14 protein-coding genes are annotated in these 15,407 nt (G+C 67.3%); 2 read left to right on the top strand and 12 right to left on the bottom strand.

The window, feature by feature from the left end; translation table 11 throughout:
• Positions 1-67 precede the first annotated feature (67 nt).
• From C9F12_RS01190 to C9F12_RS01150, 9 genes are all read right to left on the bottom strand, one after another.
• A complete protein-coding gene (locus C9F12_RS01190; RefSeq protein WP_045993471.1) occupies positions 68-403 on the bottom strand; it encodes a hypothetical protein in 336 nt (111 codons plus the stop codon).
• Positions 404-454: 51 nt separating this feature from the next.
• On the bottom strand, positions 455-1,669 hold the full coding sequence (locus tag C9F12_RS01185; protein ID WP_205254606.1) for a hypothetical protein: 1,215 nt from the start codon (positions 1,667-1,669) through the stop codon (positions 455-457).
• A 33-nt stretch (positions 1,670-1,702) separates the two neighbouring features.
• Positions 1,703-2,524 carry an energy transducer TonB gene (locus C9F12_RS01180; RefSeq protein ID WP_108447688.1) on the bottom strand — a complete coding sequence of 274 codons (822 nt, stop codon included), beginning with the start codon at positions 2,522-2,524 and terminating at the stop codon, positions 1,703-1,705.
• Positions 2,521-2,931, bottom strand: a complete 411-nt coding sequence (locus tag C9F12_RS01175) for a biopolymer transporter ExbD (RefSeq protein WP_045993419.1) — start codon at positions 2,929-2,931, stop codon at positions 2,521-2,523. The genes C9F12_RS01180 and C9F12_RS01175 overlap by 4 nt, the downstream gene beginning before the upstream one ends.
• Positions 2,924-3,463, bottom strand: coding sequence for a MotA/TolQ/ExbB proton channel family protein (locus tag C9F12_RS01170; protein WP_045993418.1), 540 nt, complete (start codon positions 3,461-3,463; stop codon positions 2,924-2,926). Before C9F12_RS01170 ends, C9F12_RS01175 begins: the two co-directional genes overlap by 8 nt.
• Positions 3,441-4,907, bottom strand: coding sequence for a MotA/TolQ/ExbB proton channel family protein (locus C9F12_RS01165; RefSeq protein WP_240184124.1), 1,467 nt, complete (start codon positions 4,905-4,907; stop codon positions 3,441-3,443). Before C9F12_RS01165 ends, C9F12_RS01170 begins: the two co-directional genes overlap by 23 nt.
• The gene (locus tag C9F12_RS01160; protein WP_083970470.1) at positions 4,907-5,761 is read right to left on the bottom strand and encodes a DUF3450 domain-containing protein; all 855 of its coding nucleotides are present in this window, start codon (positions 5,759-5,761) and stop codon (positions 4,907-4,909) included. Before C9F12_RS01160 ends, C9F12_RS01165 begins: the two co-directional genes overlap by 1 nt.
• Positions 5,762-6,066: 305 nt before the next feature.
• A complete protein-coding gene (locus C9F12_RS01155; RefSeq protein ID WP_108447687.1) occupies positions 6,067-6,993 on the bottom strand; it encodes an FAD-binding protein in 927 nt (308 codons plus the stop codon).
• Entirely contained in the window at positions 6,990-7,742 is a 753-nt protein-coding gene (locus C9F12_RS01150; protein ID WP_045993416.1) for an electron transfer flavoprotein subunit beta/FixA family protein, read from the bottom strand. Before C9F12_RS01150 ends, C9F12_RS01155 begins: the two co-directional genes overlap by 4 nt.
• A 379-nt stretch (positions 7,743-8,121) precedes the next feature.
• On the opposite strand from C9F12_RS01150, the gene C9F12_RS01145 reads away from it, so the two are divergent.
• A complete protein-coding gene (locus C9F12_RS01145) occupies positions 8,122-9,789 on the top strand; it encodes an electron transfer flavoprotein-ubiquinone oxidoreductase (RefSeq protein ID WP_045993415.1) in 1,668 nt (555 codons plus the stop codon).
• Positions 9,790-10,106: 317 nt separating this feature from the next.
• Complete coding sequence (locus tag C9F12_RS01140; RefSeq protein WP_108132690.1) at positions 10,107-11,366, top strand: dicarboxylate/amino acid:cation symporter; 1,260 nt, start codon at positions 10,107-10,109, stop codon at positions 11,364-11,366.
• A gap of 205 nt (positions 11,367-11,571) precedes the next feature.
• On the opposite strand, the gene C9F12_RS01135 is transcribed toward C9F12_RS01140, so the two are convergent.
• From C9F12_RS01135 to C9F12_RS01125, 3 genes are all read right to left on the bottom strand, one after another.
• Entirely contained in the window at positions 11,572-12,432 is an 861-nt protein-coding gene (locus C9F12_RS01135) for a sulfurtransferase (RefSeq protein WP_108447686.1), read from the bottom strand.
• Between the two features lie 113 nt (positions 12,433-12,545).
• Positions 12,546-14,750: an ATP-dependent helicase gene (locus tag C9F12_RS01130; RefSeq protein WP_108447685.1), complete on the bottom strand. Its 2,205-nt coding sequence runs from the start codon at positions 14,748-14,750 to the stop codon at positions 12,546-12,548.
• Positions 14,750-15,340, bottom strand: coding sequence for a DUF1285 domain-containing protein (locus C9F12_RS01125; protein WP_108447684.1), 591 nt, complete (start codon positions 15,338-15,340; stop codon positions 14,750-14,752). Before C9F12_RS01125 ends, C9F12_RS01130 begins: the two co-directional genes overlap by 1 nt.
• Positions 15,341-15,407 lie beyond the last annotated feature (67 nt).

Below are 15,407 nucleotides of genomic sequence, written 5' to 3'. Positions count from 1 at the left end.
CCTGTGTCGACGAAGGTCGCTCAGTCGTCAAACGCCAACCAACACCGGTCACCGTCGATGGATACCATCAGCACAGCGCCGACAGGCCACAGTGGGTATTGAAACGACGGGAGTTGACGTCCAGCTCCACCTCGCCGCTCTGGGTATCAAGATAGAAGGAGGCAAAGCCTTCGTCCGATGCCAGCCGATAGGAGCCGCACACGCCATAGCCGTAGCGCACCTCCTGCAAGTTGGCGAGCTCGATCGGTGCCGAGGTCTGAAGTGACGCCGCCAGGGCGGCGCGCGCGTCATCGTCCAGACGGCTGTCGGACATCGCCTGGGAGCCAAAGATGGCCGCCCCGAGCAGCACCACGGCCACCGCGGGAACGATGACCAGCAATATGAGGCTTCTGGAATTCTTCATGGGGCGAATTCTACGCTGAGGGTCATTTTTGCCACAAGGCAGCGAGCCGCCTCAGCCAGCGCCTTCATCGGAGGTTCGAGGTGAATTCGTGGCGCCAGCGCCAGGTTCAGCGGCCGCGCCCTGCCCCGTCTGCGAGCCCGCGGACAGCGCGCCCAGCCAGGTTTGCGCCTCGTCCTCGCCCTTGGCGAGTGCGCGGTTCAATGCCTCGCGCGCGGTCTGTTCGCGGCCCCAGCCTGCGGCAATCTGTCCCAACCGGAGCCAGTCCGAGCCAGCGTCGGAACGCTCGGCAAGAGTCTGCCAGGCGTCCAGCGCCTGGTCATGGTCGCGAGCCTGAAACCAGGCCTCGGCCAGCAACCGGCGACGTGGCTCGCTATCCTCGAGGACGCCTTCCGCCAGCGCCCGTTCGAGCAGCTCGGCGGCGCGTGCGGGGGTACCGGCGGCCAGGTGGAGCTCGATGCGACGTTCAAGGTCATCGTTGCAGGACAGGGCGCCCTGACGCCAGCCGGCCTCCCACAGCGCCGCGGCCCGAACCGGATCACCCAGGCGCTGGGCCATGGCCGCGGCTCGGCGCCAGGCATCGGCATCAGCAGGATCGGTGGCAAGCCGCGCCTCCAGGGCCGCCAGGGCCTGATCGAGACGACCGCTCTTGTGCATCACGCCACCGGCGAAATCGAGCCGCGCCTGACTCGGCTGCGGGTCCGCCGCCTTGGCCCGTTCGACCCCGTCGGCGGCGGCCTCCCAGTCCTCGTCGGCGGCCGCCAGCTCGGCCAGGGTCCACAGCGCCTCGACATCCTCGTGGCGCGATAGCCAGTCCTCCAGCAGCGCCCGCGCCTGCTGACGTTGCTGCGCCTGAATACGCTGTTCAATCTCCTGGCGCAGCCAGCGATCCCGCTGGGCCTGCTCGACCCCATCGATCCGACGGGCGCTGGCCAGGTGATCGGCGGCCTCCTCGGACCGGTTCTGGGCCGACGCCGCCCCGGCGGCAAGCTGCAGGTACAGCGCCCTGGCCCAGCGGTCCGAGGCGTTGCCTCCGGTGAGCCGCTCGGCCTGGCTCTCGGCCTTGGCCTCGACCCCTGCCGGGTCGTCGGCCAGGCGCTGCTCGAGGCTCTTGAGGTCGGCGATGATGCCACCGGACAGGGTCGGCGCGGCGCTTCCCGCAGGACTTGCCAGTGCGCCGGCCAGACCCGCCATCAGGCCCAGCGCCAGGGCGGCACCAGTGCCTTGCAGGTAGCGCCCCAGCGGGGTGGTCTTCAACAGTACTGCCATGGCGATCGACCCCTTGTGTGGCTATCTCGACATCTATCTCAACTGGAACTCTAGTCGTTGACGCGCCCGCCGAAGCCCGGAGGCCGCCTCGAAGCGCCAGCCGGCGATGGCCTGACGCGCAGCGTCCTCGAATACCCGGCGGGGGCTGGCCTCGAGTACCTGAATGCTGCCGCGATCGACGCTGCCGTCGGCGCGGATGATAAATTGCATCACCACATAGCCCTCGAGCCCACGACGCTGGGCCCGGCGCGGGTACTCCGGCGGCACCTTGCGCGTGGCCCGGGCCGAGGTGCCCACGTCCACCGGCTCGTTGGAGGCAGGCGCGGCGGCGCCGGCCCCCGCCGCACTGGCGCTGCCCGTGTTGCTGGTCGCATTGGTGGCCACGCTGGGCGCTGGCGTTGGCTGTGGTGCGGGCTCGGGCTGCGGTGCGGGCTCGGGCTGCGGTGCGGGCTCAGGCTGCGGCGTCGGCTCCGGCCGGGGTTTCGGTTCGGGCTCAGGTTCAGGTTCTGGCGGCGTCTCGGTCAGCTCCGGCAAGGCGCTGTCCAGCGCCTTGGGCTCTCGTGGCGGCGGTACCACCTCGGGGTCCGGCAACTGGATCTCGCTGACAGCGGTCTGGGCCGGGCTCGGCGGCGGCGGCGCGGCGGCCACCGGCGGTGGAGGTGGCGGCGCCGATGCCGAAGCAGCGGAGGCCTCCGCCGGGGCCTCGGCCTGGGGCGCCACCGCCTCGGCCAGGCTCAGAGTGATTTCCTCGCGCAGCTCAGGCTCGGCCTCCGGTGGCACCACCAGCAGCGCCAGCAGGGCGAACAGTACCAGGGTCAGCAGGCTACCCGCCGCCAGAGAGACCACTCGCCTCATGCGTCGGAGCTCCTTTCGGCGGCGACGGCAACCTTTTCGACACCGGCGTCGCGCAGCCGGTCCATGGTCTCGATCAGCACCCCGGTGGCGGCGTTGCGATCGGCCTGGATCACCACCGAGCCATCCTCGGAGAGCATGCCGGCGACGGTGGTGCCGACGCGATGGATGTCCACCGGCTCACCGTCCACCCACAAGGCGCCTTCCGGTGTGATCGCCACCAGCACCTGGACGTCGGGACGGGAAGAGGCGGCGCTGGACTCGGGCCGCTCGATCTCTACCCCGCTCTCCTTGATGAAGCTGGTGGTCACGATGAAGAAGATCAGCATGATGAAGACCACGTCCAGCATCGGGGTCAGGTTGACCTCGCTGGCCTCTTCGGCGCCGGCGGACAGTCGACGTCTACGCATGTGCATCCTCCGCGGCGCGGGCAAGGCGGTCGTGCAGCCGCTGATCCTCGCGCCGAATGATATGTTCAAGCCGTGTAATGAACAGAAGCCCCACCACCGACACCGCCATCCCGGTCAGGGTCGGCAAGGTGGCCCGGGCGACGCCGTCGGCCATGGCGCGGGCCTGGTTGCTGTCGGCCATGGACAGGCTGTCGAATACCGTGATCATGCCGGTCACGGTGCCGAGCAGCCCGAGCAGCGGGCAGATCACCACCAGGAGCTTCAACCAGGGCAAGGGGCCACGCAGCCGTCGGATCAACTCCGTTACCCAGACCTCGCGCAGGGTGCGGGCACTCCAGCTCTGGTGGTCGGGCCGCTCGACCCAGCGGCGCATCAGTTCGGCCCGGGCCGGGCGATAGTGGAAGCGAAAGAACCACCAGCGCTCGAGCCCCACCGAGAACAGCAGCATGGCCACCACGGCGATCACCACCAGCACCGGCCCGCCGGCGTCGATCAGCCGGACGAGGGGATCAAGCCAGGGGTGCATCGGCATGGCGCCTGCTTCCTTGCTTTGCGTCGGTGGCCGGCTGCAGCGCCTTGCGATCGGCTTCCAGACGGTCGGCCAGCACCGCGCTGGCGCGGCCTTCCATGGTGCCGATCAGGGCGCGCGAGCGTGACGACATGGCGGTATGGGCGAACAGCAGCGGTACCGCGGTGATCAGGCCCAGCACCGTGGTCACCAGCGCCTGACTGATACCGCCGGCCATCAACTGGGGATCGCCGGTGCCGAACACCGTGATCGACTGGAAGGTCACGATCATGCCGGTCACCGTGCCCAGCAGGCCCAGCAGCGGCGCCACCGCAGCGAGCATCTTGACCAGTGCCTGGCCGCGCTCGAGACGCGGCTGCTCGGCCAGCATCGACTCGTCCAGACGTGCCTCCAGGGCTTCGGGAGCATGGCCTGCACCAAAGGCGTGGAAGCGCTGAAGCACCCGGCCCAGGGGGTTGTCATTGGACAGCTCATCCATGTTGGCGAGCTGGCGACGGGTGGTCATGCTGACCCGCAGCAGGTACAGATACTGGCCAAGGGCGATCAAAAGGCCCAGGGCGCCCAGGGCGACCACCACATAGCCGACCGCGCCGCCCTGATGGAAGCGCTCGAGCAGCGTGGGCTGGCGCGACAGCGCCTCGATCACCCGTCCGTCGGCAGGATCCACCGGCAGCAGCTGGCCATCGCCTGACTGATAAGCGTCGAGCACAGCGCCGACGCGCTCAGGGGTGTGTTCGAGGGCGGAGAGCCGCCCTTCTTCGCCGACCCGCTCGAGCAACTGGCCGCCGCCAAAGGCCATCAGGTCACCCACACGGGTCACCTGACGTGGCGCGACCTCACCGCTGCCTGCGGCCACCGGCGCCTCGAATCGACGCACCAGCCCGGTCTCGGCGGTCAGCCCCATCAGGCTGTCGGCCAGGGTCTCGATCTGGGCGACGGTCAGGATGGCGTCGTCGTCCAGCCGCGGCGGCAAATCGACGTCGGCGCCCAGGGTCAGCAGGCTCTGGCCGAGATCGTCTCTCAGTTCACCACTGGTGCCGGCCACCGCGCTGAACACCGCGTTGAGGTCGCCGCCCTCGGCATCACGCTGTGCACCGATCTCGTCCAGCGCCTGACGCGCCTCGGCCATCTCGGCCTCCAGACGCTCACGCTCTTCCCGGGCGGCGTCACGACGGGCCTCGGCCTCCTCGAGCGCGGCCGACAGCGCGTCACTGTCCTCCACCAGCTCGGCCAACCTCGCCTGATCACGCGCCTCGGCGGCCTCTCGCTCCAGCTTGAAGCTCGACAGTACGCTGTCGCTATCGCTGTGCTGCTGGGCCATGGCGGCAGGCGCAGCGGCGGCCAGCAGCGCGGTCACGGCGGCACCCAGCACCAGCCTGCGGGCGAGGCCCTTGCCCATCGAGTTGTGCCGATTCAGCGACACCGGGAAATCCGTCAAAGACACCATCAGGAACGCTCCTCGATCGGTTGGGTCAGCGGCAGCGTCAGCAGTTCCGGTGCACGCTGGTCACGCACGATCTGCAGGCCCTTCTCCACCTGGTCGCGCTCGGCAGCGGACAGCGACTGCCAATCTCCGTCGTTCCATACGCCACCATTCTGGCCATCCGGGGTCAGGTAGTACCAGCCCACGCGTCCCAGTCGCAGGAAGTCGACCTCGCGGGTCTGATCGCCCTCTTCCAGGGTGCCGCGCCAGGCATCGAGATCGCGCCCATAGTCGAGCTCGGCACGCCAGGCCGCCAGCACCCGCTCAAGCTTCTCGGCTGCGGTCAGCTCGGGGTTGGCTAGGGAGGCCTCGAGCGACGCCACCCGGGCCTTGCGCTCGCCATGGAGGAATGGCACGTCCTGATCGACCCAGGCGTCGAGGCGGCGGGTCATGTCGTTCAACAGGCCCGGCAGGGCGTCGCGGGTCTCGGCCATGGTCGCCATGCCCTGACTGCGCTGCTCGAGGGTCGCCTTGAGCTGCTCGAGCTGGGGGGCCAACGCCTGGTTGTAGGACTGAAGCCGCTGGGCCTCCTGCTCGGCCTGGCGCAGCGCCTCGATACGCTGACGCACCTCGTCGTCGGCCTGGTCGATCCGCGCCTGCAGCTCGGCCTGGGTGGTCTGTGCCGCCAGGGCCTCGTCGCCGAGATTGTCCGCCGTGTTCTGTGCCTGGGCTACCCCGCTGTGTCCCAGCGCCAGCGCCAGCGCACAGGAGACGCCCAGCAGGCTGTTCCTTGCCGCTGCGCCAGCCGTCACCACATCGCTGGGGCTAGCCTGTGATGGCCCGGCGAAGGGCCGCCCGTTGATCTGCTTGTTCGCCATTCCAAGGCCTCCGACCTGCTCTCGCGCCGCCTTGGGGCGCCGCGTCAAATGCCACGACAGTACCCGAAACACGAATTGTTATCAATGCGAGCAAGGTGCCTCTACCCCGAGTTCATCGCTGTCAACACCTCCCGAGCAAGGGCATCGACGCCCCTGTCCGACAGCGGATCGGCACGCCTGGCGAGGGGTTGGCGGCCATGCACATCGATGCCAGACACCCACCAATAAAAACGCCGTGGCGTTGGCCGCCACGGCGTTTGTCAGCGTTGCCGGCCTAGCCGGCACACCGTTTCTACATCTTGCACTCAGAGCTTGCTGTCGAGCTCCGGAATGGCCTCGAACAGATCGGCCACCAGGCCATAGTCGGCGACCTGGAAGATCGGCGCCTCCTCGTCCTTGTTGATGGCGACGATGACCTTGGAGTCCTTCATCCCGGCCAGGTGCTGGATGGCACCGGAGATGCCCACGGCGATGTACAGGTCCGGCGCCACGATCTTGCCGGTCTGGCCGACCTGCATGTCGTTGGGCACGAAGCCGGCATCCACCGCCGCACGGGACGCGCCGATGGCGGCGCCCAGCTTGTCGGCGATGTTGTCGAGGATCTTGAAGTTCTCGCCGCTGCCCATGCCGCGACCACCGGAGATGACCACGCGGGCAGCCCCCAGCTCGGGACGATCGCTCTTGGCCAGCTCTTCACCGACAAAGCTCGACAGGCTGTTGTCGATGCTCGCCTCGACCGGTTCGATGGCAGCGGAGCCACCCTGGCCGACGCCGTCGAAGGCGGTGGAACGCACGGTGATGACCTTGAGCGCGTCCTCGCTCTGGACGGTGGCGATGGCGTTGCCGGCGTAGATCGGACGCTTGAAGGTGTCGGCGCTCTCTACCGCGATGATCTCGGAGATCTGGGCCACGTCCTTCAGTGCCGCCAGGCGCGGCAGCACGTTCTTGCCGGTGGTGGAAGCGGCCGCCAGCACATGGCTGTAGTCGTCGGCCAGGGCCACCAGCAGGTCGGCGGTGGGCTCGGCCAGCAGGTGAGCGAAGGTCTCGCTGTCGGCGACACGCACCTTGCTGACACCATCCAGCTTGGCGGCGGCCTCGGCCACGGCGGCTACGTCCTGACCGGCGACCAGCACGTCGATATCACCACCGATAGCCTGGGCGGCGGCCACCACGTGGGCGGTGGCGTCGGCCAGCTGGCCGTCGTGGTGTTCTGCCAGAACCAGAATGCTCATGAAATCACCTTCGCTTCATTCTTCAGTTTGTCCACCAGCTCGTCCACCGAGCCCACCTTGACGCCACCCTGGCGCTCGGCCGGCGGCTCGACCTTGACCAGCTTGAGACGGCTGGCCACCTCGACGCCCAGATCGGCCGGGGTCATCACGTCCATCGGCTTCTTCTTGGCCTTCATGATGTCAGGCAGCTTGGCGTAGCGCGGCTCGTTCAGGCGCAGGTCGGTAGTAACCACCGCCGGCAGCTTCAGCGACACCGTCTGCAGGCCGCCATCGATCTCGCGGATGACCTTGAGGGTCTCGCCTTCGACTTCCACCTCGGAGGCGAAGGTGCCCTGGGCCATGCCGGTCAGCGCGGCAAGCATCTGGCCGGTCTGGTTGTTGTCGGAGTCGATCGCCTGCTTGCCGAGGATGACCAGCTGCGGCGCTTCCTTCTCGACCACCTTGGCCAGTGCCTTGGCCGCGCCCAGCGATTCAACGCGCTCGTCGCTCTCGACGTGGATGGCGCGATCGGCCCCCAGCGCCAGGGCCGTGCGCAGCTGTTCCTGCGCCGCCTTCGGCCCCACGGTCACCGCCACCACCTCGGTCGCCACGCCCTTCTCCTTCAAGCGCACCGCCTCTTCCACGGCGATTTCGCAGAAGGGATTCATGGCCATCTTGACGTTGGTCAAGTCAACGTCGCTGCCATCCGGCTTGACCCGGATCTTGACGTTGTAGTCGATGACGCGTTTGACCGCGACGAGTACTTTCATGTTGTCCTCGCTTGGTTCATCTGGGGAACCTTGAATGTAAGGAAGGAACCATCAACACGTTGGCGGTGACGGGCACCGCATCGATTTACGCATCGCGTGTCCCGAGAGGACACCACGATTGAGAACTTTTCGCTATGCCCTTATGCGTTTCATGCAAGCGTTTGATAGGGGCTCGGTGCGTACCTTCAATGTGCCACAGGCCGGGCCTTGGCAACAATCCCCGCATGCCGAGTCGACCATTGGGGAGGGTCGACCATCGTAAGGATGACCCGACGACGCTATTATGCCTATCATGGGACACACCGTGAAGCAAACGACCGTTTAAAATCTGTACGACGTTGGTGGCACCCCGACGTCACGCCGAGGAGGAAAGCACCCGATGGCAGAACAAGTAGAACGCGACACCATGGAGTTCGATGTGGTCATCGTCGGCGCCGGTCCGTCTGGACTGGCCGCCGCCTGCCGACTGATGCAGCAGGCCAACGAGGCCGAGCAGGAGCTGACCGTCTGCGTGGTCGAGAAGGGCTCCGAGGTGGGCGCCCATATTCTGTCCGGAGCGGTGCTCGAGCCCCGCGCGCTATTCGAGCTGTTCCCCGACTGGGAGGAGCGTGGCGCCCCGCTGACCACCCCGGCGGTGCGTGACGAGCTGTACCTGCTCAAGGACGCCGAGAAGGCCCAGAAGCTGCCCAACGCGCTGGTGCCCAAGAGCATGCACAACACCGGTGGCGACATCACCCGCTATGTGATCAGCGCCGGCAACCTGTGCCGCTGGCTGGCCGAACAGGCAGAGTCCCTGGGCGTCGAGATCTTCCCGGGCTTCGCCGCCCAGGACGCCATCGTCGAGGACGGCGTGGTACGCGGCATCCTGACCGGCGACATGGGCGTGGCCGCCGACGGCAGCGAGAAAGGCGGCTACGCACCGGGCATGGAGCTTCGTGCGAAATACACCCTGTTCGCCGAGGGCGCCCGTGGCCACATCGGCAAGCGCCTGATCCGCGAATTCCGCCTGGACGAGGGCAAGGATCCCCAGCACTACGGCATCGGTCTCAAGGAATTGTGGGACGTACCGGCGGAACAGCACGAGCCAGGGCTGGTGCTGCACGGCTCCGGCTGGCCGCTGGACAAGAACACCCACGGCGGCTGGTTTCTCTACCACGCCGAGAACCAGCAGGTGGTGGTCGGCCTGATCATGGACCTGGCCTACCAGAACCCCTACCTGTCGCCGTTCGACGAGTTCCAGCGGATGAAGCACCACCCGGTGCTCAAGCGCTACCTGGAAGGCGGCAAGCGGGTGGCCTACGGGGCCCGTGCCATCGCCAAGGGCGGCCTCAACTGCCTGCCGAAGATGACCTTCCCCGGCGGGCTGCTGATCGGCTGTGACGCCGGCACCCTCAACTTCGCCAAGATCAAGGGCATCCACACCGCCATGAAGTCCGGTCTGGTGGCGGCAGAAAGCGTGTTCGAGTCGCTCAAGGACGGTAACGAGGGCGGCGACGAACTCAAGGCGTTCGAGGCCAGGTGGCAGGACAGCTGGGCCTACAAGGAGCTCGAGCAGACCGCCAGCTTCGGTCCCGCGATCCACAAGTACGGCACCGTGGGCGGTGGCGCCTACAACTTCGTCGATCAGTTGCTCGGCGGCAAGCTGCCCAGGGTCCACGACACCACTGCGGACCATGCGGCGCTCAAGCCCGCCAGCGAGTTCGAGAAGATCGACTACCCCAAGCCCGACGGCAAGCTGTCCTTCGACAAGCCCTCCTCGGTGTTCCTGTCCAACACCAATCACGAGGAAGACCAGCCCTGCCACCTCAAGCTCGAGGATTCGGAAATTCCGATCCACAAGAACCTGCCGGAGTACGCCGAGCCCGCTCAGCGCTACTGCCCCGCCGGGGTCTACGAAGTGGTTGAGGGTGACGATGGCCAGCCGCGTTTCCAGATCAACTTCCAGAACTGTGTCCACTGCAAGACCTGCGACATCAAGGACCCCGCCCAGAACATCACCTGGGTCGCCCCGGAAGGCGGCGGTGGTCCCAACTATCCCAATATGTGATCGCGGGCGGGCCGCGTCGCTGCCGAACGCGGCCCAACCATGACCCAGGGCGTTGACACGCCCGTTAGCCAACACCCTCAGCGGACGGGCCCAGCCCCGTCCGTTTTTTTATTGCAGGGCATACACTTAACGTCATAACAAATCGGTCTATTGGGCTTCTTGCCAAGACATCGCCGAGCCCTAATAGTGTGTCCCCTTATCGATCGCCCCCCCCTGCCGAACACCCGCCTTGTCATCGGCCTATCCGGCCGAACTCCAGGCCAGGGCCAGGGACAGCGACAGGGCAGCCGTGATCGAGGCCGCTACAGGGAGATACCATGGCCCACACCCGTCAAATACTGCTGGCCCTGATCCTCGGGATCCTGGCCGGCGGCGCCGTCAATCTGTTCCTGCCCCAGTGGGCGGGCGTCCTGGATACCCAACTGCTGACCCCGCTGGGTCAGGTATTTCTGCGCCTTCTGCAGTTTATCGTGGTGCCGCTGGTGTTCTGCGCTCTGGTACTGAGCTTTACCCAGGTCGATCGCAGCGAAAGCGTCGGGCGCTACGCCGGCAAGCTGCTGATGCTCTATGTACTGACCAGCGCGGTGGCCCTGGCCATCGGCATGGGCATGGCCGCCTGGCTGACCCCGGGCCTCGGCGTGGACAGCGCTCAGGCCGCCGGCGTCGAGGCCCGCGACCCGACCCCGCTGGCCCAGTGGCTGGTGGGCCTGGTACCGAAAAACCCCTTCGAGGCGCTGGCCGAGGCCAACCTGCTGCAGATCATCCTGGCCGCCGCCCTGGTCGGCGTGGCCGCCCGCCAGCTACCGGAACAGAGCCGGCCGCTGGTCTCGCTGCTGCAGAGCGGCTACGACGTGACTCTCAAGATCCTGTCGATGGTACTCAAGCTTGCGCCCATCGGTGTGTTCGCGCTGATCGCCTCGGTGGTGGCCACCCAGGGGTTCGACCTGCTGTTGAAGCTCGGCCTATACGTGATCGGCCTGCTGGCGGCCATCGGCGCCATGGCGGTGTTCTATCTGGCCCTGCTGGCGATCACAGGTGCCCGGCCCCTGGCCTACCTGCGCCACTTCGGCGAGGCCCTGAGCTTTGCCCTTGGCACCGCCAGCTCCAACGCCACCCTGCCGATCGCCCTCAACAATGCCCGGGCCTACGGTGCACCACACCAGCTCAGCGCCTTCGCCCTGCCCTTCGGGACCGCCCTCAAACGCGACGGCGCCGCCGTGCTCCAGGGCTTCAATGCGCTCTTCGTGGCGCAGCTTTTCGGCGTCGAGGTGACCCTGACCCTGGCCGCCACCATCTTTACCACCGGCCTGCTGGTATCCTTCTCCACCGCTGGCGTGCCGGGCGCTGGCCTGGTGGCCATGAGCACCGTGCTGTCGGCTGCAGGGCTGCCGCTGGAGGGCGTCGCCGTCGTCGCCGGGGTGGACCGCTTCACCGATGGCTTCCGCACCTCTCTGAACGTGATGGGCAATACCGCCAACGCCATGCTGCTGAGCCGTCTGGAGGGCCGCCACCATGCCGCCCACCCAGCCGCCCACCCAGACTCTGGCCAGACAGGCGCCAGCGAGGCCGGCCGCTAGACGATGAGCCGACAGGGCCCGGCTGCGCAGGAGAGCCAGGCCCCACCTCGACCAGGTTCTGATGATTGATTCAGCGCCATGCTGATAGTCCAAAGAGCACGGCCCCGTCACCAGGTGACGGGGCCGTGCTCGTTGATGGTGTTGACGCTGAAGGACCGCTGCAGACGCCACAAGGCGGCGCCAGCAAGGGACGTCAGCAGTGGCGTCAGGAAGCGGTGGCGGGGCCGGTCTCGGCCGGGCGTGCGGGATCGCCGCTCCACTCGCTCCAGGAGCCGACATAGAGCCGCGGGGCCGGCAGACCCGCCAGGCGATAGGCGAGAATGTCATGGCAGGCGGTAACGCCGGAGCCGCAGTAGGCAATCACGCCAGGATCCTGCTGCGACGTCTGGGGCAGTTCTCTTGCTAAAGCCTCCGGCGACTTGAAGCGTCCATTGTCGTCGAGATTGAGGCTACAGGGGCGGTTGACCGCACCGGGGATATGCCCGGCTCGGGGGTCCATCGGCTCGACCTCGCCGCGATAGCGCTCACCGGCCCGGGCGTCCACCTTCAGCGCTGCAGTCGACGCCATCTCCTCGAGGACGACGAAACGACTGTCGTCGAATTCGGGTGTCCACTGCGACGGCGCAGGAGGCGCCCCCTCCCCCACCTCCCAGTCGCCATTGATGCTCTCCCAGGCGGCGAGGCCACCGTCGAGCAGGCGCACCCGCGGGTGGCCGGCCCACTCGCTCAGCATCCACCAGGCCCGCGCCGCCGCCAGCTGGCCGCCGGCATCATCGAGCACCACCACCTCGCGCTCAGGCGCAACGCCCAGTCGCTGAAGGGTCGCGGTGAAGTCGGCGTCGCTCGGCAAGGGGTGTCGTCCGCCAGCCCCGGAGCCAGCGTCCCTGGGTCCGGACAGGTCACGGTCCAGATCCAGGTGCAGACTGCCGGGAACATGGGCCTGACGCCACAGCGCCGCCCCGGCATCGGGGTCGTTCAAGCGCACGCGGCAGTCCAGCACCAGCGGCGGGGTGTCGCCGTCTAGCGCGTGTCGCAGGCTATCGGCGTCGATCAAGGGATGGGTCATGACGAACTCCTTCTCATGTCAGAACACTGTCTGGTGACGCAAGGCTTTATCGCACCGGAGCCTTATCGTATCGAAGCGCTTTCGCGCGTCTCGACAAGTGGCCCGCGCCCTGATCAGGCGCTCGACAGCCGCTCGATCGGGGCGCGATGGGCGATCAGGCGGCGCTTGCCGGCACGATCGAAGCGCACCTCGATGACCGGATTGGCGGGGTCGCCTTCCACCAAGGCGACCTCACCGTCACCGAAGACGCCGTGGCGAATGCGCTCACCCACCTGGTAATGGCCATTGCCTGGCGCTCGCTCAAGCGCCTTGATCGGCAGCGGCTGCCCCAGGGCATTCAGATAGCGCCCCACCAGTGCCGGCTCGGCGACGCTCACCTCCTCGGGGTCGGCTCCGTCAGCGCATCGGTACAGCGCCCTGGCCACGGCGCTGGCGTCGCGGCAGGCGCTCTCCTGGATAAAGCGGCTGGGACGATGATCGCCGCCATCGTGGAGGATGACCAGGCGTTCGATGGCCCGGGTGATGGCCACATAGTAGAGCCTGCGCTCTTCCTCGAGACGCTCGGGGGACAGGGGGTTGTCACGACTGTAGTGGGGAAAGTCCTCTTCATTGACCGCCCCCACCATCACCAGCGGCCACTCCAGGCCCTTGGCGCCATGAACCGTATTGATCAACACCCCTTCGTCGCGGTTCTGCACCGGGCGCCGCAGCAGCTCGATGAAGGTGGCGATGTCACCGACCTCCCGAGCCTGCTCGATCAGGACGTCGAGCAGGCGCACGTCCTCCTCGCCCTTGTCGCGGCGGGAGGCGGCGCGCTTGAGCACCTTTTCCGCCTCGACCTCCGCGACCACATGCTCGAGCAGCGCGTCGGCGGACAGATGGGCAAGCTTCGGCAGCTCGCACAGCAGTTGCCAGCGACGCTTGAGGGTGCGCTTCTGGTGCGGCTTCAGTCGCGCCAGCAGCGCGTCGCCCGGCCCTGGCCAGGTCTGGGTGTCGGCCAGGCGCTGCACCAGGCCAGCGAGCACTTCACGTGGTACGAAGCAGGTCGGCTGGGCAAACATCGGCATCAGCGCGCCAGGGTCGCGCAGCTGCTCGGGCGACAGCGCCAGCGATAGATAGCCGGCCAGTGCCTCCACCAGCGGCAGGCGAAAGACGAAGCGATCCTCCCGGGCCAGGCGAAAGGGAATGCCTTCGCGCAACAGCGCCAGCTGCATCGGCACCGACAGGGTCCAGCTACGTACCAGCAGACAGGCTTCGTCGAGACGACGGCCGGCTTCCACCCACCGCTTGAGTCCATCGAGGAAGGCACTGGCGCCCCGTGCCACCTTGAGCTCGGTACGCGGATTGGTGGGCGCCGCCAGGCATAGCTGGTCCGGGCGACGCGGGTTGCCGGCGATGGCATGATTGGCGGCCAGCGCCAAGGCGTGACCATGGCGAAAGGTGGTCGACAAGGGGTAGTCGGTGGCGGCACCGAAGATCCGGGTAAAGTTCTCGAGCATGGCCTCCGGGTGGGCGCCGCGCCATTCGTAGATGCACTGGTTGGCGTCACCCACCGCCATCACCGAAGCCTGGTCGCCGGCCAGCACCGCCAACAACCGCTGCTGAGCGGCATTGATGTCCTGATACTCGTCGATGATCACATGGTCGAGGAAGCCCTGAACCCGCTGGCGCAGCGCGGGATCACCTTCGAGTGCCAGCAGCGGTCGATACAGCAGATCCGAATAGGTCATCACGCCGTGATCGGCCAGCAAGGTCTCGAGACACTGGTGGGCGACGACGAAGTGGCGAGTCCCCTCGCCGAGCTCGAGCCGCTCATACAGCAACTGGGGGTCGATCACCTCGGCCTTGACCAGCGAACAGAAGTGAGCGAGTTCCTCGATGCGATCGGGCTCGAGCGCGGCGTCGCGATCCTCGTCGACCTGGGCCAACGCCTCCAGGGTCGCCTGGCGCAGCAGTCGCTCCTGCTGCCAGTCTGCGGTCAGCAGTTCGCGCCGTGGCAGCGCGCCCCAGCGGGTCAGGCTCTGACTCAGGCGATGTCCGAGAGAGTGAAAGGTACGCACCTCCGGCAGTTCCATGCCGGGTTCGGCCATGGCCACCAGACGGCGCTGAAAGTCTTCCCGGGCGGCGCGGTTGAACATCAGCACCATCATGCGCCGGGCGCTGACTCCGTGGGACAGCAGGTGCAGCACCCTGGCCACCAGGGTGGTGGTCTTGCCCGCTCCGGCCACCGCCGCGACCCTGGCGTGGCCTGCCGGGTGGGCGACAACGCAGCGTTGTTCGGGCGTCAGCGCGAGCCGCTCCAATGCAGGTGAAGCCATCAGTGCGCGTCACCCTCCAGGCGTCCCAGCGGCTGCCACACGCCGTCGCTGGTAAGCCCCAGCTCGCCGCGCTCGGTGCACGCTTCGGCCTGCTCGACCAGACGGTAGAAGACGTTACGCCCGAGTCGAGCACTCACGCCATAGGGCAGGCACACCTGGGGCACCTCCTCGCCCGCCGGTGTCGTCGACAGTGATAGTCGATGCTGCTGCCCCAGGGCGATACGCTCGCCGACGTTGGTGGTCAGCCACCAGCGCTTGTCTACGTGGTCTTCTGGCTGGCCTTTTGACTGGCCTTCCAGCCGAGCGTCTGCCTGCTCGGCCTCCAGTACCACAAAGGCGGTGTCCTCGACGCTGATCCGCCACTTTTCGATAGGCGTGACCAGGTAGTGGTGGCCGTCGTCCTCCCGTCGCAGGATGCGCGCAAAAAGGCGCACCAGCTCAGGACGCTGGATCGGACTGCCTTCGTGGATCCAGCGCCCGTCCCGGGCGATCACCAGGTCCATCTCGCCGCTCGGTTCGGGCTGCCAGTCAGACAAGGGCGGACGCTCACCAAGCTCGGCGATGCCGTTCAGGATGTGATCGAGTTGCATGGAGGCTACCTCGTCGAGTTATCGCTCAAGGCCCGGCCAACAGACCGGTGCCCGTGCCGACCGGGGC

The sequence above is a fragment of the Halomonas sp. BN3-1 genome (genome assembly GCF_003056325.1).
Classification (GTDB): domain Bacteria; phylum Pseudomonadota; class Gammaproteobacteria; order Pseudomonadales; family Halomonadaceae; genus Halomonas; species Halomonas litopenaei.
This window is presented reverse-complemented; position numbering and strand designations above follow the sequence as displayed.

Excerpts from the sequence above, each read along its gene's own strand:
- C9F12_RS01155 (WP_108447687.1), bottom strand. The coding sequence starts at position 6,993 with ATGAGCATTCTGGTTCTGGCAGAACACCACGACGGCCAGCTGGCCGAC.
- C9F12_RS01140 (WP_108132690.1), top strand. The coding sequence starts at position 10,107 with ATGGCCCACACCCGTCAAATACTGCTGGCCCTGATCCTCGGGATCCTG.
- C9F12_RS01170 (WP_045993418.1), bottom strand. The coding sequence starts at position 3,463 with ATGCCGATGCACCCCTGGCTTGATCCCCTCGTCCGGCTGATCGACGCC.
- C9F12_RS01185 (WP_205254606.1), bottom strand. The coding sequence starts at position 1,669 with ATGGCAGTACTGTTGAAGACCACCCCGCTGGGGCGCTACCTGCAAGGC.
- C9F12_RS01150 (WP_045993416.1), bottom strand. The coding sequence starts at position 7,742 with ATGAAAGTACTCGTCGCGGTCAAACGCGTCATCGACTACAACGTCAAG.
- C9F12_RS01190 (WP_045993471.1), bottom strand. The coding sequence starts at position 403 with ATGAAGAATTCCAGAAGCCTCATATTGCTGGTCATCGTTCCCGCGGTG.
- C9F12_RS01160 (WP_083970470.1), bottom strand. The coding sequence starts at position 5,761 with ATGGCGAACAAGCAGATCAACGGGCGGCCCTTCGCCGGGCCATCACAG.
- C9F12_RS01180 (WP_108447688.1), bottom strand. The coding sequence starts at position 2,524 with ATGAGGCGAGTGGTCTCTCTGGCGGCGGGTAGCCTGCTGACCCTGGTA.
- C9F12_RS01135 (WP_108447686.1), bottom strand. The coding sequence starts at position 12,432 with ATGACCCATCCCTTGATCGACGCCGATAGCCTGCGACACGCGCTAGAC.
- C9F12_RS01175 (WP_045993419.1), bottom strand. The coding sequence starts at position 2,931 with ATGCGTAGACGTCGACTGTCCGCCGGCGCCGAAGAGGCCAGCGAGGTC.
- C9F12_RS01130 (WP_108447685.1), bottom strand. The coding sequence starts at position 14,750 with ATGGCTTCACCTGCATTGGAGCGGCTCGCGCTGACGCCCGAACAACGC.
- C9F12_RS01125 (WP_108447684.1), bottom strand. The coding sequence starts at position 15,340 with ATGCAACTCGATCACATCCTGAACGGCATCGCCGAGCTTGGTGAGCGT.
- C9F12_RS01145 (WP_045993415.1), top strand. The coding sequence starts at position 8,122 with ATGGCAGAACAAGTAGAACGCGACACCATGGAGTTCGATGTGGTCATC.
- C9F12_RS01165 (WP_240184124.1), bottom strand. The coding sequence starts at position 4,907 with ATGGTGTCTTTGACGGATTTCCCGGTGTCGCTGAATCGGCACAACTCG.